We start from the raw sequence: 22,112 nt of genomic DNA, 5'->3' as shown, positions 1-22,112 counted from the left end.
AAGGATGTAACAAACAAGAAGGTCAACAAAGATGCATCTTCTTGTTTGCTATCTATTCTTGTTTCTATCCTTTCTATTTAAAAGGCTTTTTAAACATTTAGATGATTCCATTTTGAACTATACGAAGGGCTATAATGTTTTAACTTCTCTAATAAGTCTACCACATTATCAGCAACTACAAACAAATCTAAGGTATCTTTTTGCACAAAACCTTGTTTTACCATATGTTGCATCATATCTAACAGTGGATTGTAAAATCCTTCTAAATTCAAAAGGCCAATAGGCTTTTCAAACAGACCAAGTTGAGCAAAAGTAACAACTTCGAAAAACTCCTCTAAAGTCCCAAAGCCACCTGGTAAGGCAATGAATCCTTGGCTTAAATCCAGCAATTGTCGTTTTCTCTCTGCCATATCTTTAACCAAGATTAACTCACTTAGATTAGGATGTATAAGTTCTCTATTCTCCAGGAACTCTGGAAAGACACCTATTACATGACCATTTTTGGATAAAACTCCATCGGCTAAGGCTCCCATCAAACCTACTTTACAACCTCCGTAAACTAAGTTGATATTTCGAGCAGCTAGTAAAGTTCCCAATAAAAATGCCTCTGACTTGAAGGAAGCTCTGCTTCCTGAACCTGATCCACAAAAAACCGTATAATTCATATTTGTTTTTTATTATATTTTGCAATACTCTAATATACAAGTTATTCTATTGAAATTTAACTTTTGCAAAAAAAATCACCTTGTGTTTTTTTAAGATATACATGACTACTCTGTTTTCAAAAAAGATATAATCCATTATTTATTCTTACCTAACAGACTATTTATCAAATTAAAAGATATGCCTTAGCTAGACTTCACCTAGTTTTCATACACTACAAAAAGCAATACAGCCAAACACAGTAGAAAATAAAGTTTGCCTTTAACACTTTAACATAATACCGTGAAATCCTAAGAAATAAAGCATTGTTATTAACTTCTATTATATATATTTGCAGGGCTTTAAAATCTAACCCTATAAGGGGTTGTACTCCATCTGCTTTTAGTAAAAGAGCAAGGTTAAAAGCAAAATAACCAATACTAAGCCTAAAGATTATTTTAGTAAACTATGAGAAAATTTTTTTATACTGCATTAATTGCCTGTGGAGTTATCTTTGTCTCTTGTCAAAATAACCAAAACACAAATAACAATGTAACTATAAAGGGAACAGTTAAAGGATTCAAACAAGGAAAACTTTATCTTGCCAAAGTCCAAGATACTACCCTTGTGGCAATCGACTCTTTGATAGTGGATGGAAATTCTGACTTCCTTTTCTCTACCAATGTAGATTCTCCTGAGATGTTTTATATAACCCTAGATAGAGGTTATACCAATTCTTCCGACAATCAAATCCCTTTATTTGTAGAGCCTGGGGAAATTCAAATAAACACTACTTTGAAGAAATTTTATGCAGATGCTAAAATTACAGGATCTAGCACCCAAGAGGTTTACGAGAATTATTTAAAGACACGCTCCATTATAAGCGACCGTCAAAATGAATTGGTAATTGATATTTTTCAAGCCGATAAACTAAACGAACCAATTAAAAGAGACTCTTTAATCAAAGTTAGTGAGCGCTTAACGGTACGTAAATACTTAAATGCGGTAAACTTTGCTTTAAACCATAAAAATTCTGAGGTAGCACCTTATATTGCTTTAAGTGACTTATATGATGCTAACACTAAGTTTTTAGACACCATTTACAATTCACTAGATCAAAAAGTAGCTGCTTCTAAATATGGAGTTCAATTAGCAGAATTCATCCAAGAAAGAAAGCAATTAGATAAAGAACTTCTTGAAGAGTAGTTTATTCACTACTACTAAAAGAGTATATAAATAACAAAGGGACTATCTTTTCTAGATAGTCCCTTTGTTATTTATGATAAAAGAAGGTATGAAACAATTAATTTTCTACCTCTTCTTGTTTTTGTTTATCTTGAAATGGAGTATAACTCACCGTTACCCAAGGAGTTTTTAGTAAATCTACATAGTAGTAATGTATGGTATCCATTTTATCAAAAGCCCCATTTTTATTGACATCTTGTATACATCTAAAGTACAGACGGTTGTTTTGAATCACTAAGCTCCAATCTAACACTTCTTGTAATTCTGGATTTAGTTTAGTAAAATTTTTACCTTGATTATCGCTTATATATAAGCTTTTAATATCCGATCGATCAATTTGACCATCTAAATTAGTATCCTGATCACTAAGAGTATATACTAAAATATGTTTTTTTGTCTTATCAGCTAACTCTTTTAAATAATTTACTGTTTCTATCTTAACTACTTCATTGGTTAAAGGATAAATGGATAATGAATCCACATGTTGAAACATTAGGTTATCTAAACTACCCGTTAATTGAAAGGGAACATAACTAGAAATAGTGAAGGAATAGGATTGTTTTTTTGAAGAATATTTGGAGCCTGTTCCATAAGTTCTTACCTGTCCAACGGGATGAATTAAATAATTAGAATCAGCGAAACTAATAGGTAAATCAGCGATTAAAAAATCTGCTTTGACCTCCTCATTGGCCTCTGTTTGATTTGGATCTAATTCTTTCTCCACTACTTTATCGCTATAGATAACTTTAGGCGTTTGTTCTTGTTTACATCCTAAGGCAACCATAGATAAAGCAAGAAGTAATAAGGCGTATCCCTTTTTCATATTTTTTTCAAAAAAATTACTACCTCAAAGATACATTATTTTTCTATAATTCTTTAGATAAAATTCCCCTCTAAAAACACCTAAAACAACAAAGGTACCCAAGAGTGTTCTACCTCTTAGATACCTTTATTGTTTTCTATTTCTCTATGTTATTAAAGGAATAAACTCTTTAGTTAAAGGGCTAAAAATCCTGGATTACTTTCTGAAGAAATGAGTATTTAACTCTTTGGTATTCCCTACATTATCCTTTACTATAATAGTAACATCTTGTCTTGAAGAACCAACAATACCATCACTAAAATAATGGGTTATTGTCTTTGTTTTATAATCGTAATCCAATAAAATCCATTTATCATTAATATAGCCCTGTATAGAGGAAATCCCCGATAAATCATCACTCACTTTAAAGCTAATTTTAGTGGCATTACTCAACCAATCTCCTGGTTTAAAACTCGCTGCGTAAATACTAGGAGCTACCGTATCATACATGATTTGATATTGACCAAAATTCTTTGTTTCAATAGAATATTGACTTCCTTTTTTAGTTGTTGCATAGTAGGATTTACTACCGTTTTTACCTACCAATCCAATAAAGGCTTTAGAAGGATCTTCTATATTCATCTGACTTGTGTCAAAAACCACTGTCATGTTTTTCTTACTATACACTTGTGGATTGTGAAAGTAAAGAACCCCATCTTTAGTAGATAAATCCAAATCAAAATCTTCGAAAAAGGAGTTTTCCCTTAAATTCACAGTAGCAAAGTCACTAGAGAAAGTATAGGCTTTTTGAGTTTGAATCGGTTTTAAATCCTTTTTTACAGGCTCTTGCAAGACAATAGTCTGCTCCTTGTAAACAACAGGAATAATTACCTTTTGTTCATTGCCATGATAGTCACATAATTCAATTACATACTCAAAGTTATCTTGAGGCTTCACCTCTACCATACCACTTCCAAGACCTTTGGTTAAAACCGACAGATTATAGCCTTTTGGATGAAATAAACGCTGCACTCTTCTACTATTATTTACATATAAAGGATAATCTACCAAGGCGTTTACTAAATTGGTCTCACTAAAGGAAAAACGATCAAAAGTATACCCAAAAACCAGTTGATCCTTTGCATATGCTCTTAGTTTGTACACCCCATTTTTGTTGGCATTAAAATCAGCTGTATCATGAGTATCAATACCGAAGCTAATTGGTCCTTTAGCAAAAACAGTATCCACAATAATGGTGTTGGCATCTTTGGCTTTAAAACCAAGGTCAAAGGCAGTACTCTTTCCTTGAACAGCTGCTTTATCCTGCAAAGGATACACGCGAATACTATTGACAGTAGGAGCCTTTGTATCGGTTAATCTTTGGTCCAAACCTGTGGAAAAAGGATTTAAAACTTCTTGGGTTCTAGTATCTCTTACCTCATAGTGCAAATGAGGTCCCCCGCTTCCACCTGTATTACCACTTAATGCGATTAATTGCCCCTTTTCAACAGGTAATTCTCCTTTAGCGGGAAACATTTCTATTTCGAAAGCCTTTTTTGCGTAATGGTTCTTTAACACATAATCCGCTATATCTCCTTGAAATTTATCTAAGTGAGCATACACACTTGTCTGACCATTGGGATGGGTGATGTAGATAACCTTTCCATACCCCCAAGTGGACACTTTTATGCGTGAGACATATCCGCTTTGTGTACTATAAACATTTATTCCTGTTCTTTGCTGGGTTTTAATATCTAGACCCGCATGAAAATGCGTGCCTCTTAATTCTCCAAAATTACCTGAAGCATGCAAAGGAATTTCTAGAGGAGGTTGTAAATTCTCTTGGGCCAAGGCATTACCAAGTCCAAAAACACTCATTGCCAGCAAAGTGCAAAAAAATCTATATTTCATCGTATATTTGTTTTGTGCTAAAATACATAATGTCTAGCTATTTTTTAAATTCTAACCACAAAACCAACCCTAGTAAAACAAGGTAAAATACTATTTATAGAAAAAGACTTTTTTTTATGCTAAATCTTTTTTAAATTTAAATACTAAGTTGTAACTTTGTAGTATAAGGATTAACAAAAGGTATAATGAGTGAACTAACGGATATAATAAGTTCTTTAGAAGTTAAGTTTGCAAAACTTGTACAACGGTTGAATGTTTTACAAGCTGAGAACGATCAGTTAAAGGAAAATCTTAACCAAGCTAAGTTGGAAATTCATCAAAATGAAAAGCGATTAGATGAGATTTACCAGAGGTATGAATCCCTGCAACTTGCGAATTCCTTATTGGGCAGTGAAGAAACAAAAAGAGAGACAAAACTCAAGATAAATTCATTAATAAAAGAGATCGATCAATGTATCGCTCAGCTCACTAAATAATTAGTTTATGCGTAAAGATGAACAGTTAAGAATTAAAATTTCGATAGCAGATAGAGTATATCCATTAACAGTTAGTTATGCTCAAGAGGAAGCTTTGCGAACAGCTTCAAAGAAAATCGAAACGATGATTCATCAGTTTGAACAAAATTATGCTGTGAGAGATAAACAAGATGTTTTGGCAATGTGTGCCTTGCAATTGGCCTCGCAAAGCGAGCAAAAGACCATAGACACTACAGAGTCATACAACAAATCGGTAGACCGATTAATTAAATTAGATCAAGTACTAGAAGGTATTTTATCGAAAAAATAACAAAAGACGTTCTTAAACAAAAGATACTGCCCACATTAGAACCCGTTTGATAAACTCAACACTAACAAATTAAAATGAGTGAATCTTTGCTACTAAAGCATGCTGCCTTGCGCAGATCCTTGAACAGCAAGTTAACTCAAAACTTGTCTTTTTAAGAGTTTATGCAACTCTACTAATGTGGGCTTTTTTTATATATAATTTTGAAACATTTATGGGAATATTATTCATCGTCGGAGGAGTTGTACTAGGTGCTGGTATAGGCTTTGCCATAGCGAAGTACTTAGAAAAGAATCACGCTTCTTCTATACTACAGAGAACACAAGGTGAAGCTAAGACGATATTGCGAGAAGCAAAAACGGAGGGAGAAGCCATCAAAAAAGAGAAGATATTACAAGCTAAAGAAAAGTTTATTGAGCTTAAGTCAGAACATGAGCAGGTTATTTTATCTAGAGATAAAAAAATTGCTGAAGCTGAAAAAAGAACAAGAGATAAAGAGTCTCAGATATCAAGTGAGCTAGCTAAGGCCAAAAAAGCGGCAGAAGAGAGCGAAAAAGTAATCACTGACTACAATAACAAATTAGAAGTAATCAGTAAGAAACAAGAAGAAATAGACAAATTACACCGCACTTCAGTGGAGCAATTAGAAGCTATTTCGGGATTAACAGCTGAGGAGGCTAAAAACCAAATCATTGAGAGTTTGAAAAATGAGGCTAAAGCAGATGCAATGGCTTATATACAAGACTCTATTGAAGAAGCAAAATTAACTGCTCAACAAGAGGCTAAGAAAATTGTAATTCAAACCATTCAAAGAGTAGGAACAGAAGAAGCAGTAGAAAACTGTGTATCTGTATTTAATATTGAATCGGATGATGTAAAGGGTAGAATTATTGGTCGTGAAGGACGTAATATCCGCGCCATTGAAGCTGCCACAGGAGTAGAAATAATTGTAGATGATACCCCAGAGGCTATTATTTTATCTTGTTTTGATCCAGTTAGAAGAGAAATTGCTCGTCTTTCTTTACACCGTTTAGTAACCGATGGTCGTATCCACCCTGCAAGAATTGAAGAGGTGGTTGCTAAAACAACTAAACAAATTGATGAAGAAATCATTGAAATAGGTAAAAGAACTGTTATTGACTTAGGTATTCACGGATTACACCCTGAATTAATCAAAGTTGTTGGTAGAATGAAGTACCGTTCTTCTTATGGTCAAAACCTATTACAACACTCTAGAGAAGTTGCTAAATTATGTGGTTTAATGGCTGCAGAATTAGGACTTAACGTTAAACTAGCAAAAAGAGCAGGATTACTACACGATATTGGTAAAGTGCCTGAAACAGAAAGTGAACTACCTCACGCAATCTTAGGAATGCAATGGGCAGAGAAATACGGAGAGAAACCAGAGGTTTGCAACGCCATTGGAGCTCACCACGATGAAATAGAAATGACTTCACTTATTTCTCCTTTAGTTCAAGTATGTGATGCTATCTCTGGAGCAAGACCAGGAGCAAGACGTCAAGTATTAGACTCTTACATCCAACGTCTGAAAGACTTAGAAAGCATAGCTAATGACTTTAATGGAGTTAAAAATTCTTACGCAATTCAAGCTGGTAGAGAATTAAGAGTTATTGTTGAGAGTGAAAAAGTAAGTGATGAAATGGCAAGTACATTGTCTTTCGATATTTCACAGAAAATTCAAACAGAAATGACTTATCCAGGTCAAGTGAAAATTACAGTAATTAGAGAAACTAGAGCAATTAACATTGCTAAATAATCTACTACTTATATACTATAAAAAAACGTCTAAGAACTTTCTTAGACGTTTTTTTTATGGCTTGTATTTACCTTATAACTCTTCTTTACTTGCCCTTGGATGAAAGCGCAATAACACATCTTTTAACCTCTGAGAAGACACATGGGTATAGATCTGTGTTGTTGTAATACTCTCATGACCTAAAAGCAATTGAATAATACGAATATCTGCTCCGTTATCTAATAAATGAGTCGCAAAGGAATGACGAAAGGTATGGGGAGAAACCTCCTTATTAAAGTCTAATTCTCTAACTAAATCTTTTATAATGGTAAAGATCATTGCACGAGTTAATTGAGCGCCTCTTCGATTTAAAAACAAAATATCACTACTTGTTTTTTGCACCTCTACCTTACTTCTAATGGTCTTTATATAAGTGGTTATATATTGCATGGTATTGGGATCAATAGGCACAAAACGGTGCTTAGATCCTTTCCCGATTACTCGTATAAAACCTTCATTGAAAAATAAATCGGATATTTTTAAATGCGTTAATTCACTTACCCTTAATCCACAGCTATACAGCGTTTCTAAAATAACTTTATTTCTATATCCTAGATCGCTACTTTGATCTATTGCTGCGATTAAGGCATCGATTTGATCTAAACTTAATACAATTGGAAGCTTTCTTCCTTGCTTAGGACTAGCGATATGTTCTACTGGAGAACGCTCTATATAACCTTCTAATACAAAGTAATTAAAAAAGCTTTTTAACCCAGAAATGATCCTACTTTGGGTAGTAGGTGCAACAAAATCATGTATTTGATAAATAAATTCCTGGACAATTTCATCGGTTATATCCCCTATTTGTACCACCTCTGGATAGGATTCTAAAAAACCTATAAACTTTTGTACATCTAGAACATAACTTTGTATAGAGTTATCCGACAACCCTCTTTCTAATTTTAAGTAAGTAGAAAACATGCGAATATTACTCTGCCAATATTTACTGTGCATTTTTTTAGCTAAGGTACAAAAAGAATTAGCTTTTCAACTAAAGCTACTTTGGTTAAACAAGTGTGAATAATAGAACTTTTTTAGTGTGCTTATTTATACAAAACCTTTTTTAAATGGCTTTGCCCTGCATAATTAGTTGAACTTATTATATTAAACAATGAATTAATAATTATCTTTGCCTATATAAACCACGCTAATATTACTATGAAAATAATCATTATAAACGGTCCTAACTTAAACCTCTTAGGTAAAAGAGAGCCTCATATCTACGGAAGCTTGAGTTTTGAAGATTACTTAGAGCAACTAAAGGCTAGTTTCCCTACTCTAGATATTGAGTATTACCAAAGTAATATTGAAGGCGAACTTATTGATAAAATCCATCAAGTTGGTTTTTCTTATGATGGTATTATTCTTAACGCAGGAGCATACACCCATACTTCGATCGCACTAGCTGATGCAATCTCTGGTATTACTACAAAAGTAATCGAGGTACATATTTCTAATACTTTTGCTAGGGAAGAATTTAGACACCATTCTTATCTTTCTAAAGTTTGTCAAGGGGTTATAGTTGGCTTTGGCCTTAAGAGCTATAATTTAGCCCTTAGTTACTTTACCATGTAATTGCCAATGCGCTTACCTATATCCTTTTTATGTTGCCTTTATTTTTTACTCTCTTGGCAATTACCCAGCTTTAGCCAAAATTTCACGGCAAAAGGACGGGTAATCAATGAGGATAAAGTTGCTCTAAAAAATGCAAAAGTATTTTTTAGAGATACTGCATTACAAACAACCACAGACTCCCTGGGGTATTACTACTTTACTCAAATTCCTCAAAGAGGTACTATACAGGTACAAGCTACTGGTTATTTAAGTAGACAAATGGAGTATAACCTAAAAGAGAAAGAACAACTTAAACAAGACTTTACCCTTAATACCTATAATAAAGGTTTATTTAGTTTTAAAAACCCTCAGGATGATTATGCTTTATTCTTACTAGACTTAGTAGGTAAAAACAAACCTCCTACTAAATACACAGTAGGTTATTATTCCAAAGGTAACATCCAATTAGCAGGAGATAGACAAACCTTTTTAGGACAACACCGTAAAGACCTAGACATTCGCCTAGATCTTTCCTTACCCAATGCTTATTTATATGCAGGAGAATTCATTTCGGATATAACTGTATTAAACCAAAACTATGTGCATGAACAAGTAATTGCACAAAGAGAAACTGGTGATTCAAGAGATATATTTCTGCAAAGTGGTATAGATTCTCACCTAGACTTTTATGCTCCAAAGGTATCGAACCAACTTAGAATAATCTCCCCTTTGGTTTCTTATGCTAGAAACTACTATAACTTTAAAGTAATTAATATACAAAAGGATTTAGAAGGTTATACCATTTACACCATCTCTTTTACTCCAAAAAGGGAAAGAGAACCTGTGTTAACAGGGGAAATGACTATAAGTGATCACTTATGGCAACTAACTAGTATTTACGCCAGTATGCAAGGAGCCAACGTAGGATTACCTTTGGCTAAGCAATTAGTAGTAGCACAGTATTTCCAATACGATAAGGCGATGAATAGATATATAAAGCAACAACAAAACCTTTATATCGATGGAAAATTTATTGTCTTTGATTTCACAGGTCAGTTTAATTCGTTTTTCTACAACTATAAGAGAGACCATTTATTAGGGAAAAAAGATTTTTCTAATGAACTGATAAGCTACCAAGAGAACTTTAAACAAAATTCGGAAGAATTTTGGGATACAATCCGTCCTTATGCATTACCCAAAAAAGAAATCCAAAATTTTCAAGCTAGGAAAATATTAAATAAAGAGCAAACCATTGTTATGTTGGACTCCATTGATAAAAGGAACAACAACATCACTCTTTTTAAATTCCTTAAAGGCTACCGTTATATCAATTCTAATAAAAGCACCACCTATTCCTATAGGGGTCTTTTATCCACTTTTGCTTTTAACGCAGTACAAGGCTTTAACGTAACAACTGGTCTTGACTTTTCTAAAATATACCAAAGTGGAGCCAAAACAAGTGCTGGAGCTATTCTAAATTATGGGGTATCGGAGAACAAAACCCGCTTCTCTGGTTATGCTTCCCATTTACTCAATGAGATTAATTACAATAAAATATCTATTTCAGGAGGGTCAAGTATTTCACAATTCAATTGGGATGACCCTATTAAAACTCCTATCAACTCCTTTGCTAGTGCTTGGTTTGGGAAGAACTACGCAAAGTATTTCCAAAAAGACTTTATACAACTTCAGTATGAACAATATGTATTTACAGGATTAAAGTTCAAAGGTTATTTAGAGTATGCTAATCGAAGAACTCTTAGTAATCACCTAGAGCATCCACCCTTTGTTCCTCATCTTAGTTTTGAGTCTAACAACCCTTTGGATCCGGAGGATTTCCAAAGCAAGCCTTTTATTAACAACAAGGCCTTTAGTTTAGATATGCAACTAGATGTAGTTTTTGATCAAAAGATTATCAGTTACCCAGATCAAAAGCAATACTTACCTGTTTCTGCTTATCCTGTTATTTCTTTAAACTTAAGAAAAGCATTAAACTCCACTACTTCGGACTATAACTATACTTTTGTAAGCCTTAGTACAACTTTTAATAACAACATTGGTATATATGGAGATTTATTTATTGGTCTGTCCCTAGGTCGATACTTAGAGCAAAACCCTATTTCCTTTACCGATTATAAGCACTTTAATGGTAACCAAACTTTTATTGGAAGTACTCCTGTGTACAATAAACAGTTTAACCTTTTGCCTTATTATAGCTATAGTACTAATATTTCCTATGTAGAATTCCATATGGAACACGACTTTAGAGGATATCTTATAAATAAAATTCCCTTACTAAATAAAACTGGCTTTTCTTTCGTGGTAGGTTTTCACCTTTTAGAAGTCCCTGAGAAGGATGTTTACCAAGAATTCAGTGTAGGGTTTAATAATATAGGCATTAAGAAGTTTCGCCCATTTAGAATAGATTACTTTACCTCTATTTCTCCAGATGCTCCAAAAAAGCATGGATTTGTGCTGGGTATTAAAATCTTAGATATGATCCAAAAATAAAAAAAGCTACTATTTACATAGTAGCTTTTTTAGTATTCTTATACCCCGTAAGGTTAGATTCTTTCAATTTTTGCTCCAATAGCACGTAGACGTTCATCAATTGATTCGTATCCTCTATCGATTTGATCAATATTCTGAATAACACTTACTCCTTTAGCAGATAAAGAAGCAATCAACAATGAAACACCAGCTCTAATATCTGGAGAACTCATATTAGTAGCTTTTAATTGGCTCTTAAAATCATGTCCAATCACTACAGCTCTATGGGGATCACATAAGATAATCTTTGCTCCCATATCGATTAATTTATCCACAAAGAACAATCTGCTTTCAAACATCTTTTGATGGATTAAAACCTCTCCTCTTGCCTGAGTAGCTACAACTAAGATAACACTTAGTAAGTCTGGAGTTAACCCTGGCCATGGAGCGTCCGATATAGTTAAAATCGATCCATCTATAAAGCTTTGGATTTCATATCCATCTTTGTGTTCTGGGATAAAAATATCATCTCCACGTTTTTCTATGGTAATACCCAAACGAGCAAAAACACTTGGAATTACCCCTAAATGCTCCCATCCTACGTTTTTAATGGTAATCTCACTCTTTGTCATGGCAGCTAGTCCTATCCAAGAACCGATTTCAATCATATCCGGAAGCATTCTATGCTCACATCCATGTAGAGACTTAACTCCTTCAATGGTTAAAAGATTTGATCCTATACCGCTAATTTTTGCCCCCATATTATTTAACATCTTACAAAGTTGTTGAATATATGGTTCACAAGCTGCATTATAAATCGTTGTTATGCCTTTAGCTAGTACACTAGCCATTAATATATTGGCCGTTCCAGTTACAGATGCTTCATCTAAAAGCATATCTGTTCCTATTAACTCCTTGGCCTCTACCCCATAAAAATACTCTTCTTTATTGTATCTAAAGGTAGCTCCTAATTTTATAAAACCTTCAAAGTGGGTGTCCAAACGGCGGCGACCAATTTTATCTCCTCCTGGTTTTGGAATATATCCTTTTCCAAATCTTGCTAATAAAGGTCCTACCATCATAATGGAACCTCTAATAGATCTACCTCCATCTTTAAACTCTTGAGAACTCAAAAAGTCTAAATCTAGCTCATCGGCTTGAAAAGACATTTTATTTGGTGATAAACGCTCTATCTTAACCCCTAGTTTTTCTAATAAATCAATTAATTTATTAACGTCTATAATATTAGGTATGTTAGAAATAACAACCTTTTCTGGAGTTAACAAAACAGCACATAGTATTTGTAAAGCCTCATTTTTGGCTCCTTGAGCATGAATTTCTCCTTTTAATTGAAATCCTCCCTCAATTTTAAATGTACCCATTATTTTTTACCTTTAAACTGGTGATTATTATTGTTGTTTTTGTATTTCTTATTATTGGAATTACTTCTTTGGTTAGTAGTTCCATAATTCATTTTATTGGATTGCTTCTTATTAACCTGCATCAAATTATTAGTAGAAGAAAGCTCCTCCTCTTTTTTAGACAGATTAATCTTTCCTTTACTTAACTCGTATAGATGATCGAAAATTACCTCATCGGTTACTGTATCCTTATTCCATGACAAAAAACTCTTTTTCATGTGATTGGCAATAACCATAATCAAAGCATCTTTCATTTCACCCTCCTCAAACTTCAAGGCCTCATTAATCATGTAGGTAATATTATTACCGTAAAACCTATACTTAGGGTGGTTTTGAGGATAAGGTAACAACTCTGGTTTATTAGTAGTTGTTTCCTTTGTAGCTATAGGAAAGGGACTATCTACATCTAATTGGAACTTAGCGATAATAAATAATTGATCCCAAAGTTTATGCTGAAAATCCGGCACATCTCTCAAATGGGGATTCATGCTTCCCATTACATCAATGGCATATTGTGCAGCTTTATTTCTTTGTTCTCTATCTTCAATAGTACAAATATGGTTAATCATACTTTGAATATGTCTTCCATATTCGGGAATAACCAATTGTTCTCGTAAAGTATTATAGTTAAGTTCTTGGATAGCGTCTTGAGACTTGAATTTCATGGGTAGTTAATTTCAAAAAGGGTTTAAAGCAAAAGGAGTGGTAAAACACTTACCAATGAACAGAGTATCTATCCATTGGTAAGTACCTTATTTTACAAAGAAATCAAACCCTCTATAGGAGATACAGCAATATATTTATCAATAATTTGCTGAGAACTGTCCATAGTAACCTTTATAGAAACACTGGTAAATTTACCATTGCTTGAATTACGGGTTTGTATTTGAGCATCTGTATTATCAAAAACCTCCTCAATTAATGCAAGGTTTTTTGGATCACCAGGTACAATAAATTTAAATAAATAAGCTCCTGGCCAGGTCATATCTTTCTCAAGCTCATCTTGTAGACGCTTGTAGAAGTCTTTTGTTTTTTCGTCCATAATGTATTTATTACGCAAATATAATCAATTTTAATGTTAGTTTTTTCAAAAGATGTAGTTAAAACTCTTTCGTTAATAAGTATATTTTGTACTTTTGCACCTTTGATATTTACCGCAGAAATGAATAAAAAAATCATCTTAATAATAGGAGGCCCAGGTTCAGGGAAAACTACGCTTATTGACGAGCTATCTAAACATGGCTATATATGCTTCCCAGAAATTTCTAGGGCCGTTACCAAGCAAGCGCAAGAACAAGGTATTGATAATCTATTTCTTACTGAACCATTACTTTTTAGTAAACTACTACTAGAGGGAAGAATCAAACAACATCAAGATGCATGCCAAGAGCAGGCAGAGGTTGTTTTTATCGATCGTGGAATTCCAGATGTATTAGCTTATATGCATTACAAAGGAGATTCCTACCCAGAGAGCTTTGATTCTGCGTGTAAAAAACATGTATACCATCAAATATTCTTACTTCCACCTTGGGAGGGAATATATGTGAGTGATGAACAAAGATATGAAAACTTTGACCAAGCATCACAGATACACCAGCATTTAGTTTCCACTTATAAAACCTATGGTTACGACTTAATTGAAGTACCTAAAGACACGGTGGAAAACCGAATGAAATTTATCATTGACCGAATATAATAAAAAATATTTATATTTTAACATAAAGGCTTATAGTATCTGACTATAAGCCTTTTTAAGTATGTCAAAAATTTCGTATTTTTACAATTATATTTATTCCCTTTTTTTGTTATTCTACTATGCTAGCAAATGCCTTAGATGTCTTAAAAAAATATTGGAAACACCAAAGTTTCAGACCACTACAAGAGCAAATTATTGCATCGGTATTGGACAAAAAAGATACTTTTGCTCTACTACCCACAGGAGGCGGTAAGAGTATTTGTTTTCAAATTCCTGCTTTAATGCAACCAGGTATTTGTCTTGTGGTAAGTCCATTAATTGCTTTGATACAAGATCAAATTCAAAATTTGAACCAAAAGCAGATTAAAGCAACTGCCATAATTGGAGGAATGCCTATGCATGAAATAGATGCAGTATTTGATAATTGCCAATATGGCAACTACAAATTCATCTATATTTCTCCAGAGCGATTGGAACAAGATTGGATCTTAGAGCGTTTAAAAAAGCTCTCTATTCAAACTATTGCCATTGATGAGGCGCACTGTATTTCTCAGTGGGGTCATGATTTCCGTCCAGCTTACTTAAAGCTAACAAATCTGAAAACACATTTTGAAAACACCCCTATTATTGCCCTTACAGGTTCGGCCAATAAAAGGGTTATAGAGGATATATGTCAAATTCTTCAATTGGATAATCCCAATATATTTGAGCAAAGTTTCTATAGAGAAAACTTAATTTATGGGGTATATAAGGTAAAGGACAAAGTAGAAATCATACAAAAAATACTACAAAAGAATTATGCCCCTACTATTATCTATGTAAGAAATAGGAAAGAAACCCAAAACTATGCCCAGGCGCTAAATAGCCTAGGTTTTAAGACCAGTTTTTACCATGGAGGTTTAGGAGCAACACAAAAGAAAAAAGTTTTAAAACAGTGGCTAGATCAAACCACACCAATTATAGTGGCTACGAATGCCTTTGGTATGGGTATTGACAAGGAGAATGTCAAAAACGTAATTCACGTACAATTTCCTGAGAACCTAGAAAACTATTACCAAGAAGCAGGAAGAGCAGGAAGAGATGGCAATAGAGCTTTTTGTAGCATTTTAGTGGAGCAAGAAGAAATACAAACCAGCCAAGGATTTTTTGATTCTACATTGTTTGATAAAGAATTTTTAAAGTTGATTTACAAAAAGCTAAACAACTTTTTAAACATTGCTTACGGAGAAGGATACAACCAGCGCTATAGTTTTAATTTCAATACATTTTGTAAACGAAATAAATTCAACACCCTACAAGCATTCAATGCCTTACAGTTTTTAGATCGTCAAGGAATTATCAAATTCACCCAAAACTTTATCCAAAATCCAAGGCTACAGCTGACGGGCTCTACAGCTGAGTTATTTGACCTTGTACAACAAGACCCTATTGAGGAACAAATCCTTTTACAGATACTAAGTACTTATCCTGGTGTTTATGATCAAGAACAGGAAATAGCTATTGAAGCATTAGCCCTAGAAAATCAAATAACCCCAGAGCAAATAAATCAGTTTTTACAAACTTGGCATCAAGAAGAATTAGTGAATTACACTCCTGTGAATAATGATTTATCTATTCTTTTTAATGAAACTTATGAGCAAGAAAGAACCCTATATCGTACTTTTGGTTATCTAGAGAAATACAATGCTTTAAAAACCGCACAATTTCAATGGGTTTTAAAATACATACAAGACGATACTAAATGTAAAAACAATCTACTCTTAGAATATTTTGATCAACCCACTATGGAGGATTGTCAAATCTGTAGTAGTTGTATTAAAAATAAAAACAAATAAAACACCTATAAGACCTACAAGATCCACCCACATTCAAAATGTATACTTGTAACTTATAGTTATAAACTAATAAACACATGAGAGATCTAAGAATTCTATTTATGGGAACCCCTGATTTTGCAGTGGGTATCCTAGATGCTATATACCAAAACAACTACAACATTGTTGGAGTAATAACAGCTCCAGACAGACCAGCTGGAAGAGGGCAAAAAATCAAGTATTCTGCAGTAAAAGAGTATGCTTTAGAGCATGATCTTCCAATACTTCAGCCAACAAACTTAAAAGACCCAGCCTTTTTAGAAGAATTGAAATCTTACCAGGCAAACCTACAAGTGGTAGTTGCTTTTCGTATGCTTCCTGAGGTGGTGTGGAAAATGCCAGAGTATGGAACATTTAACTTACACGCTTCCCTTCTACCTGATTATAGAGGAGCTGCCCCAATTAACTGGGCGATTATCAATGGAGAGAAAAAAACAGGAGTTACAACTTTCTTTATCGATGAAAAAATTGACACCGGAGCTATCATCCTTAAAAAGGAAACTCCTATTATGCCTTTAGAAAGCGCAGGTCTTTTACACGATAGATTAATGCTATTAGGAGCCGATACAGTTTTAGATACTTTAGAATTAATTCAAGAAGATAAAGTAGAGTTAACTACGCAACCAAGTGAGGATACAAAAACAGCTTATAAATTAAATAAGGATAATTGTAAAATAGATTTTCAAAAGTCAGGTGAGGATATCTTCAATCACATTAGAGGGTTATCTCCTTATCCAAGTGCATGGTGTGAATTCCAAGACCAAGACCAATTATGGAGCGTAAAAATCTATGAGTCTCGTTTTATAGAAGAAAACCACACCTTTACTATAGGTCAAATTATCACTACTAAGAAAGAATTAAAAATCGCAGTTCGCAATGGTTTCTTAGAAATTTTACGTTTACAATTACCTGGTAAAAAACCAATGGAAACCAAGGAGTTACTAAATGGCTTTACGTTAAGTTCTAACGCAAAAGCACTTTAATAAACTATAAATCAACACTTTATTGTATTTTATTACATTATTGTAATTTAACCCTTTAAAGAAAAGCTAACTTTAACGTTTTTTTTTAGCCAAAAGCTTGCTTTATAACAGAATAACCCTAAATTTGTAATAAGGACGTTTAGAAATCAACCTTTTAAAAAAATTATTATGAACAAAACAGAATTAATTGATGCAATCGCAAAAGATGCAGAAATAAGCAAAGTAGCAGCAAAAAAAGCATTAGAATCTTTTTTAAAGAATATTGAAACAACTTTAGCTAAAGGAGATAAGATTTCTTTAGTAGGATTTGGATCATGGTCTATTTCAGAAAGAGCAGCTAGAGAGGGAAGAAATCCACAAACAGGAAAAACAATCGAAATTGCAGCTAAAAAAGTAGTAAAATTCAAAGCAGGTTCAGAATTAGAATCAGCTGTTAATAAATAATATTTTTTATTGACGATTGCTTACACTTAAGCATATTTTATAAAATATTAAAAGCCTCATTATTTGTTTAATGAGGCTTTTTTGTTATATTTAATTAAGCTATCAATTCTTAATATCGTTATTATGTCTGTTTCAAGCTCATTAACCAAAGGAGACATCATTGTATCTCTGCCTTCTTCTAATCCTTTAGATGCGCCATTTTCTAGAACAGTTATTCTTATAGCTGATCAAAATAGCGAAGGTTCTATTGGTTTTATTTTAAATAAACCAATGGACTTAACCTTAGACCAATTAATTCCAAGTGCGCAAGCTAGCTTTACAGTATATGACGGAGGACCAGTGGAACAAGATAAAATATTTTGCATCCATAACGTACCTGAACTTATCCACGATAGTCAATTAATCCAAGACCAATTATATTGGGGAGGAGATTATGAACAAATATTTTCTTTGTTAAACCAAGGATTAATAACAAAAGAAAACCTTCGTTTCTTCCTTGGCTACACTGGTTGGGACTGTGAGCAATTAAATAATGAGCTCGAAGATAACTTTTGGATAAAATCCAACATCACCAATCCAGAAGAACTATTCCATCAAAACAGTAAAGATTTTTGGAAAAAGACTATTCAAGCTCTTGGTTCAAAATACGATGTATGGCAAAATGCACCACAAAATCCGAACTTCAATTAAAGAAGTCGGATTTTTGCATTTAATCTATTTACTAAGTCTTTACTAAGTGTATTACCATATGTCTTCTTACGGTATTGCGTAATAGGCTGAATACCTACAATAGCATTTGTAAGGAACATCTCATCGGCCTTTTGTAATTCAAAGGCAGAAATAGGCTCTTCCACTAAAGTATAATCTGGGTGTTTTTCTAATAGTTCAATGATTTGCTTACGCATTACTCCTTTGATACAACCTTGAGTTAAATCTGGAGTTTTAACCACCTTGTCTTTCACCACAAATAAGTTACCATTTAAAGCTTCAATGACGCTTTTCTCCTCGTTTAGCAATAAACAGTTTTGGTAATCGTTTTCACTTGCAAAAATACTACCTGTTACGTTAATCAAGCGATTAGTAGTTTTCAAAGTAGAAAGAAGGTTTTTACTCACATAAAAATCTTTATATAATTCTACCTCGTAACGCTTTTCATCAATGGTATATAAAGGGTCTTGTAAAGGCGCTGCAGTAACGATATACCCTATTTGTCTTGTTGTAGGCAAATAGGTTCCACCTGGTTGTCTATAGCAAGTAAAACGCACTCTATAGCTTTTTACCTCTTTATCCAAAGTGCTAGTTAATGCGATAATTTGATCTTGGAAATATTCCATGGTGAACTCCATTGGAATAGACATACGTAAAATACGCATAGAAGACATTAAACGAAAATAATGGTCCTCTAAAAAAAGTACTTTATTATCCAGTACTTTAATTGTTTCAAATACAGCATCCCCATATAAAAAACCTCTATTGGTTTCTAAAGAAATGTCTGCTGTAGAAACAAGTTTGCCGTTAACATTAATCATAGTGTTTTTTTCTGATTACTATTAACGGCAAATATATGTTTTATTTATCTAAATATTAAGCTGAACCTAATACTTGTTTTAAATCACTGATTTGATTTTCCCATAATTGCTTACTCTCGGAAACCTCATCCTCTTCTGCAAAATCCGTTACAGTCAAAGTAACATCTTTGGTTAATTCATCTTTAGAGATGCGGATCTCAAAGTAGTATTCTGTTTCGTTATCTTCCTCGTCTAACCATCTGTAACGAACGCGTTCATCCGTTTTTCTAGTCACTAGTTTAGCCTTTTCTACAGAGTCTCCCCAAGCAAAAGAATATAGCTCACCCCTAGAATTAACATTATCAGCAAACCATTCGCTTAAACCCGAAGGGTCCGATACATATTGATACAATAATTGCGGTGAAGCGTTAATAGAAAATTCTAGCTCGTACTTTTCTTTCATAGCTTTTGTGTTTTAGTTTTTCGAATATAGACATTTATTTCAAATAAAAAAATGTTTTTCACCACAATAAGCCTTTGTTTTTAAAAAACATTTTATTACTTTTGCACCCGCATTGAACAACTCAATGCATTCCTTTGGCGAGGTAGCTCAGTCGGTTAGAGCGCAGGATTCATAACCCTGAGGTCACGGGTTCAACTCCCGTCTTCGCTACAAAAAAAGAGCTATCGTATTTTAAATACAATAGCTCTTTTCTATTTTAAGATATATTCTTTGAAAAAAATTTCGCCTTTTTAAGGATTAATAACAAGATCCTCTAGATTTTCTAATTCCTCAGGAGTGAATAATCGATAAATAACTTTAAAGGTTTTTCCCTTTGGGATTTCTAAAGAAAATCCTCCAGTTCCAAAGCCATCAAATACATCAATGGTAAAATGGGCATGTTTCCAGTATTCAAATAGATCTCTGTCTACCCAAAAATCATATCCCATAATACTTCCTATTTTCACATCCTTTCTCCTTAGATAGTACCCTCCTTTTTTGAAACACATGGGCTGAGTACCCTCACAACACCCTCCTGCTTGGTAAAACATAAGTTCTCCATGCTCTTGGGCTAGCTCTTGAATTAAATCCTTTGCTTTTTGAGTTACATCTATTCGGCTTACCTTTTTCATAGAGAATTACCTTTTAAAAAAATCCTAATTTATTTTTGTCGTAAGAGATAAGCATATTTTTAGCTTGTCTATAATAATCTAACATCATTTTATGGTTCTCTCTTCCGATTCCCGATTGCTTATATCCTCCAAAAGGAGCTCCAGCAGGATAAGCATGGTAATTGTTTACCCAAACACGTCCAGCTTGAATAGCTCTAGGTACTTGATAAAGCTGATGAGCATCTCTTGTCCATACTCCAGCTCCTAAACCATATAAAGTATCATTGGCAATTTCAATTGCCTCTGCTTCATCTTTAAAGGTAGTTACTGCCAATACAGGTCCGAAAATCTCTTCTTGGAAGATTCTCATCTTATTATTTCCTTTAAATAATGTTGGCTCGATATAATACCCCTCGGCAAGTTCTCCAGGAAGTTTATTTACGTTACCTCCTACTAGAACCTCTGCTCCTTCTTCTTTACCTAATTTTAAATAAGAAGAAATCTTATCATACTGCATCTTAGAAGCCTGAGCCCCCATCATTGTAGTTGGGTCTAGTGGGTTACCAAACTTAATTGCCTTGACTCTTTCAATCACCTTAGCGATAAACTTATCGTAAATACTCTCCTGGATTAATAATCTAGAAGGGCAAGTACAAATCTCTCCTTGGTTGAAAGCAAAAAGTACAGCTCCCTCAATTGCCTTATCTAAGAACGCATCATCTTGATCCATCACAGATTCAAAGAAGATATTTGGTGATTTACCTCCTAATTCTAATGTTACTGGAATGATATTTTCTGTAGCATATTGCATCACTAATCTTCCTGTTGGCGTACTTCCTGTAAAAGCGGCTTTTCTAACTTTAGGATTAGTTACAAGTGCTTGTCCTAATTCACTTCCGAAACCATTTACAACGTTAATTACTCCTTTAGGAACAATATCTGCAATTAACTCCATTAATATCATAATAGATACCGGAGTACTTTCAGCTGGCTTTAAAACCACTGCATTTCCTGCAGCTAAAGCTGGAGCTAATTTCCAAACAGCCATCAAAATTGGGAAGTTCCATGGAATAATCTGAGCTACTACTCCAATTGGTTCGTATACAATTAAAGAAACGGTATTTTTATCTAACTCAGATAAAGATCCTTCTTCAGCGCGAATAACACTTGCAAAATATCTAAAGTGATCAATAGCTAGTGGAATATCCGCATTTAAAGTCTCTCTAATTGGCTTTCCATTATCGATAGTTTCTACCGTAGCGATATATTCTAAATGCTCTTGCATGCGGTCTGCAATCTTATTTAAAACAGCACTACGTTCTGCAGCAGAAGTTTTACTCCATGTCTCAAATGCTTTTTCAGCTGCATCAACCGCTAGAGTTAAATCCTCTTCAGAAGAGTGAGCAACCTCAGCAAAAGCCTTACCTGTAATTGGAGTAATCGATTCGAAGTACTTACCTTTAACTGGGGCAACGAACTCTCCACCTATATAGTTGTCATATTTTTTTTTAAATTCCGGGAATTTGATAGTCTTTTCCATTGATTTTAAAGTTTTAGGTTTGTTTCCCTAATATAATAACTTTACTTGAAATAGAAGAATTTAACTGACGCCTAATCAAACATTTAACATTTACCCCCTTAGCTTTATACTAGAAAAGGCAACTTAGTTTAACCATTTAAACACAAGGCCTGTCTTTAGAGAAAAAGCAACTATCTGTATTTTCATAAAAAAGAATGCAAAAAAACGTAAATAGTAAACAATTCAAAATAAATGACTTAATACTAAAAACACGTTTGTTTTAAAAAATACTCGAAATAATATTTGTAAAC

Annotated in this window: 22 protein-coding genes, 1 tRNA gene and 1 other RNA gene; 13 read left to right on the top strand and 11 right to left on the bottom strand. The window is 33.6% G+C overall.

Translation table 11 applies throughout. The features are described 5' to 3' along the window. Nucleotides 1-89 precede the first annotated feature (89 nt). Complete coding sequence (locus ACYSNM_RS05150) at nucleotides 90-665, bottom strand: LOG family protein (RefSeq protein WP_461755910.1); 576 nt, start codon at nucleotides 663-665, stop codon at nucleotides 90-92. A 445-nt stretch (nucleotides 666-1,110) separates the two neighbouring features. Here ACYSNM_RS05150 and ACYSNM_RS05145 point away from each other — a divergent pair, with 445 nt between their 5' ends. Continuing rightward, nucleotides 1,111-1,848, top strand: a complete 738-nt coding sequence (locus ACYSNM_RS05145) for a DUF4369 domain-containing protein (protein WP_461755909.1) — start codon at nucleotides 1,111-1,113, stop codon at nucleotides 1,846-1,848. Between the two features lie 97 nt (nucleotides 1,849-1,945). On the opposite strand, the gene ACYSNM_RS05140 is transcribed toward ACYSNM_RS05145, so the two are convergent. Both ACYSNM_RS05140 and ACYSNM_RS05135 read right to left on the bottom strand, forming a co-directional pair. Further along, entirely contained in the window at nucleotides 1,946-2,710 is a 765-nt protein-coding gene (locus tag ACYSNM_RS05140) for a hypothetical protein (protein ID WP_461755908.1), read from the bottom strand. A 195-nt stretch (nucleotides 2,711-2,905) separates the two neighbouring features. Beyond that, the gene (locus ACYSNM_RS05135) at nucleotides 2,906-4,600 is read right to left on the bottom strand and encodes a M23 family metallopeptidase (RefSeq protein WP_461755907.1); all 1,695 of its coding nucleotides are present in this window, start codon (nucleotides 4,598-4,600) and stop codon (nucleotides 2,906-2,908) included. 185 nt (nucleotides 4,601-4,785) lie between these two features. On the opposite strand from ACYSNM_RS05135, the gene ACYSNM_RS05130 reads away from it, so the two are divergent. The 4 genes from ACYSNM_RS05130 (at nucleotide 4,786) to rny (ending at nucleotide 7,160) form a co-directional block, all read left to right on the top strand. Beyond that, the gene (locus ACYSNM_RS05130; RefSeq protein ID WP_461753558.1) at nucleotides 4,786-5,076 is read left to right on the top strand and encodes a hypothetical protein; all 291 of its coding nucleotides are present in this window, start codon (nucleotides 4,786-4,788) and stop codon (nucleotides 5,074-5,076) included. Between the two features lie 7 nt (nucleotides 5,077-5,083). Continuing rightward, nucleotides 5,084-5,386, top strand: a complete 303-nt coding sequence (locus ACYSNM_RS05125) for a cell division protein ZapA (protein WP_461755906.1) — start codon at nucleotides 5,084-5,086, stop codon at nucleotides 5,384-5,386. A 53-nt stretch (nucleotides 5,387-5,439) separates the two neighbouring features. Continuing rightward, nucleotides 5,440-5,547: non-coding RNA, 6S RNA (ssrS, locus tag ACYSNM_RS05120), on the top strand. 50 nt (nucleotides 5,548-5,597) lie between these two features. After that, the gene (gene rny, locus ACYSNM_RS05115; protein WP_461753556.1) at nucleotides 5,598-7,160 is read left to right on the top strand and encodes a ribonuclease Y; all 1,563 of its coding nucleotides are present in this window, start codon (nucleotides 5,598-5,600) and stop codon (nucleotides 7,158-7,160) included. A 72-nt stretch (nucleotides 7,161-7,232) separates the two neighbouring features. On the opposite strand, the gene xerA is transcribed toward rny, so the two are convergent. Next, nucleotides 7,233-8,153: a site-specific tyrosine recombinase/integron integrase gene (xerA, locus tag ACYSNM_RS05110; protein WP_461755905.1), complete on the bottom strand. Its 921-nt coding sequence runs from the start codon at nucleotides 8,151-8,153 to the stop codon at nucleotides 7,233-7,235. A gap of 204 nt (nucleotides 8,154-8,357) precedes the next feature. On the opposite strand from xerA, the gene aroQ reads away from it, so the two are divergent. Together aroQ and ACYSNM_RS05100 are read left to right on the top strand one after the other, a co-directional pair. Further along, nucleotides 8,358-8,774: a type II 3-dehydroquinate dehydratase gene (gene aroQ, locus ACYSNM_RS05105; protein WP_461755904.1), complete on the top strand. Its 417-nt coding sequence runs from the start codon at nucleotides 8,358-8,360 to the stop codon at nucleotides 8,772-8,774. Nucleotides 8,775-8,780: 6 nt separating this feature from the next. Beyond that, nucleotides 8,781-11,264, top strand: a complete 2,484-nt coding sequence (locus ACYSNM_RS05100) for a DUF5686 family protein (protein WP_461755903.1) — start codon at nucleotides 8,781-8,783, stop codon at nucleotides 11,262-11,264. Between the two features lie 53 nt (nucleotides 11,265-11,317). On the opposite strand, the gene murA is transcribed toward ACYSNM_RS05100, so the two are convergent. The 3 genes from murA to ACYSNM_RS05085 all read right to left on the bottom strand — a co-directional run bounded on the left by murA (nucleotide 11,318) and on the right by ACYSNM_RS05085 (nucleotide 13,706). Further along, nucleotides 11,318-12,625, bottom strand: coding sequence for a UDP-N-acetylglucosamine 1-carboxyvinyltransferase (gene murA, locus ACYSNM_RS05095; RefSeq protein ID WP_461755902.1), 1,308 nt, complete (start codon nucleotides 12,623-12,625; stop codon nucleotides 11,318-11,320). After that, nucleotides 12,625-13,329, bottom strand: a complete 705-nt coding sequence (locus ACYSNM_RS05090; RefSeq protein WP_461755901.1) for a DUF4290 domain-containing protein — start codon at nucleotides 13,327-13,329, stop codon at nucleotides 12,625-12,627. The genes murA and ACYSNM_RS05090 overlap by 1 nt, the downstream gene beginning before the upstream one ends. Before the next feature lie 92 nt (nucleotides 13,330-13,421). Then, nucleotides 13,422-13,706 (bottom strand): DUF493 family protein, encoded by a 285-nt coding sequence (locus tag ACYSNM_RS05085; protein ID WP_461753550.1) that lies wholly within the window; start codon nucleotides 13,704-13,706, stop codon nucleotides 13,422-13,424. A 120-nt stretch (nucleotides 13,707-13,826) separates the two neighbouring features. Here ACYSNM_RS05085 and ACYSNM_RS05080 point away from each other — a divergent pair, with 120 nt between their 5' ends. The 5 genes from ACYSNM_RS05080 to ACYSNM_RS05060 all read left to right on the top strand — a co-directional run bounded on the left by ACYSNM_RS05080 (nucleotide 13,827) and on the right by ACYSNM_RS05060 (nucleotide 18,351). Continuing rightward, entirely contained in the window at nucleotides 13,827-14,360 is a 534-nt protein-coding gene (locus ACYSNM_RS05080; RefSeq protein ID WP_461755900.1) for an AAA family ATPase, read from the top strand. Nucleotides 14,361-14,479: 119 nt separating this feature from the next. After that, nucleotides 14,480-16,195, top strand: coding sequence for a RecQ family ATP-dependent DNA helicase (locus tag ACYSNM_RS05075; protein ID WP_461755899.1), 1,716 nt, complete (start codon nucleotides 14,480-14,482; stop codon nucleotides 16,193-16,195). A gap of 77 nt (nucleotides 16,196-16,272) precedes the next feature. Next, complete coding sequence (gene fmt, locus ACYSNM_RS05070) at nucleotides 16,273-17,217, top strand: methionyl-tRNA formyltransferase (RefSeq protein WP_461755898.1); 945 nt, start codon at nucleotides 16,273-16,275, stop codon at nucleotides 17,215-17,217. Between the two features lie 129 nt (nucleotides 17,218-17,346). Continuing rightward, nucleotides 17,347-17,661, top strand: coding sequence for an HU family DNA-binding protein (locus ACYSNM_RS05065; RefSeq protein ID WP_461755987.1), 315 nt, complete (start codon nucleotides 17,347-17,349; stop codon nucleotides 17,659-17,661). A gap of 123 nt (nucleotides 17,662-17,784) precedes the next feature. Beyond that, entirely contained in the window at nucleotides 17,785-18,351 is a 567-nt protein-coding gene (locus tag ACYSNM_RS05060; RefSeq protein WP_461755897.1) for a YqgE/AlgH family protein, read from the top strand. Here the strand turns inward: ACYSNM_RS05060 and ACYSNM_RS05055 are convergent. After that, nucleotides 18,348-19,190 (bottom strand): aminotransferase class IV, encoded by an 843-nt coding sequence (locus ACYSNM_RS05055; protein ID WP_461755896.1) that lies wholly within the window; start codon nucleotides 19,188-19,190, stop codon nucleotides 18,348-18,350. The two genes, ACYSNM_RS05060 and ACYSNM_RS05055, sit on opposite strands and share 4 nt — an antisense overlap. A 55-nt stretch (nucleotides 19,191-19,245) precedes the next feature. Then, nucleotides 19,246-19,632 (bottom strand): START-like domain-containing protein, encoded by a 387-nt coding sequence (locus tag ACYSNM_RS05050; RefSeq protein ID WP_461755895.1) that lies wholly within the window; start codon nucleotides 19,630-19,632, stop codon nucleotides 19,246-19,248. A gap of 136 nt (nucleotides 19,633-19,768) precedes the next feature. On the opposite strand from ACYSNM_RS05050, the gene ACYSNM_RS05045 reads away from it, so the two are divergent. Further along, nucleotides 19,769-19,842: transfer RNA gene (locus tag ACYSNM_RS05045), tRNA-Met, on the top strand. An 80-nt stretch (nucleotides 19,843-19,922) separates the two neighbouring features. Here ACYSNM_RS05045 and ACYSNM_RS05040 read toward each other — a convergent pair. Beyond that, nucleotides 19,923-20,303 (bottom strand): DUF779 domain-containing protein, encoded by a 381-nt coding sequence (locus ACYSNM_RS05040; RefSeq protein WP_461755894.1) that lies wholly within the window; start codon nucleotides 20,301-20,303, stop codon nucleotides 19,923-19,925. 13 nt (nucleotides 20,304-20,316) lie between these two features. Further along, a complete protein-coding gene (locus ACYSNM_RS05035; RefSeq protein ID WP_461755893.1) occupies nucleotides 20,317-21,822 on the bottom strand; it encodes an aldehyde dehydrogenase family protein in 1,506 nt (501 codons plus the stop codon). Between the last annotated feature and the right edge of the window lie 290 nt (nucleotides 21,823-22,112).

The organism is Myroides sp. LJL116 (assembly GCF_054871685.1).
This window is presented reverse-complemented; position numbering and strand designations above follow the sequence as displayed.

What these genes read in the sequence shown, in the direction of transcription:
- ACYSNM_RS05150 (WP_461755910.1), bottom strand. Translation starts at nt 665, where the DNA reads ATGAATTATACGGTTTTTTGTGGATCAGGTTCAGGAAGCAGAGCTTCC.
- ACYSNM_RS05145 (WP_461755909.1), top strand. Translation starts at nt 1,111, where the DNA reads ATGAGAAAATTTTTTTATACTGCATTAATTGCCTGTGGAGTTATCTTT.
- ACYSNM_RS05140 (WP_461755908.1), bottom strand. Translation starts at nt 2,710, where the DNA reads ATGAAAAAGGGATACGCCTTATTACTTCTTGCTTTATCTATGGTTGCC.
- ACYSNM_RS05135 (WP_461755907.1), bottom strand. Translation starts at nt 4,600, where the DNA reads ATGAAATATAGATTTTTTTGCACTTTGCTGGCAATGAGTGTTTTTGGA.
- ACYSNM_RS05130 (WP_461753558.1), top strand. Translation starts at nt 4,786, where the DNA reads ATGAGTGAACTAACGGATATAATAAGTTCTTTAGAAGTTAAGTTTGCA.
- ACYSNM_RS05125 (WP_461755906.1), top strand. Translation starts at nt 5,084, where the DNA reads ATGCGTAAAGATGAACAGTTAAGAATTAAAATTTCGATAGCAGATAGA.
- rny (WP_461753556.1), top strand. Translation starts at nt 5,598, where the DNA reads ATGGGAATATTATTCATCGTCGGAGGAGTTGTACTAGGTGCTGGTATA.
- xerA (WP_461755905.1), bottom strand. Translation starts at nt 8,153, where the DNA reads ATGCACAGTAAATATTGGCAGAGTAATATTCGCATGTTTTCTACTTAC.
- aroQ (WP_461755904.1), top strand. Translation starts at nt 8,358, where the DNA reads ATGAAAATAATCATTATAAACGGTCCTAACTTAAACCTCTTAGGTAAA.
- ACYSNM_RS05100 (WP_461755903.1), top strand. Translation starts at nt 8,781, where the DNA reads ATGCGCTTACCTATATCCTTTTTATGTTGCCTTTATTTTTTACTCTCT.
- murA (WP_461755902.1), bottom strand. Translation starts at nt 12,625, where the DNA reads ATGGGTACATTTAAAATTGAGGGAGGATTTCAATTAAAAGGAGAAATT.
- ACYSNM_RS05090 (WP_461755901.1), bottom strand. Translation starts at nt 13,329, where the DNA reads ATGAAATTCAAGTCTCAAGACGCTATCCAAGAACTTAACTATAATACT.
- ACYSNM_RS05085 (WP_461753550.1), bottom strand. Translation starts at nt 13,706, where the DNA reads ATGGACGAAAAAACAAAAGACTTCTACAAGCGTCTACAAGATGAGCTT.
- ACYSNM_RS05080 (WP_461755900.1), top strand. Translation starts at nt 13,827, where the DNA reads ATGAATAAAAAAATCATCTTAATAATAGGAGGCCCAGGTTCAGGGAAA.
- ACYSNM_RS05075 (WP_461755899.1), top strand. Translation starts at nt 14,480, where the DNA reads ATGCTAGCAAATGCCTTAGATGTCTTAAAAAAATATTGGAAACACCAA.
- fmt (WP_461755898.1), top strand. Translation starts at nt 16,273, where the DNA reads ATGAGAGATCTAAGAATTCTATTTATGGGAACCCCTGATTTTGCAGTG.
- ACYSNM_RS05060 (WP_461755897.1), top strand. Translation starts at nt 17,785, where the DNA reads ATGTCTGTTTCAAGCTCATTAACCAAAGGAGACATCATTGTATCTCTG.
- ACYSNM_RS05055 (WP_461755896.1), bottom strand. Translation starts at nt 19,190, where the DNA reads ATGATTAATGTTAACGGCAAACTTGTTTCTACAGCAGACATTTCTTTA.
- ACYSNM_RS05050 (WP_461755895.1), bottom strand. Translation starts at nt 19,632, where the DNA reads ATGAAAGAAAAGTACGAGCTAGAATTTTCTATTAACGCTTCACCGCAA.
- ACYSNM_RS05040 (WP_461755894.1), bottom strand. Translation starts at nt 20,303, where the DNA reads ATGAAAAAGGTAAGCCGAATAGATGTAACTCAAAAAGCAAAGGATTTA.
- ACYSNM_RS05035 (WP_461755893.1), bottom strand. Translation starts at nt 21,822, where the DNA reads ATGGAAAAGACTATCAAATTCCCGGAATTTAAAAAAAAATATGACAAC.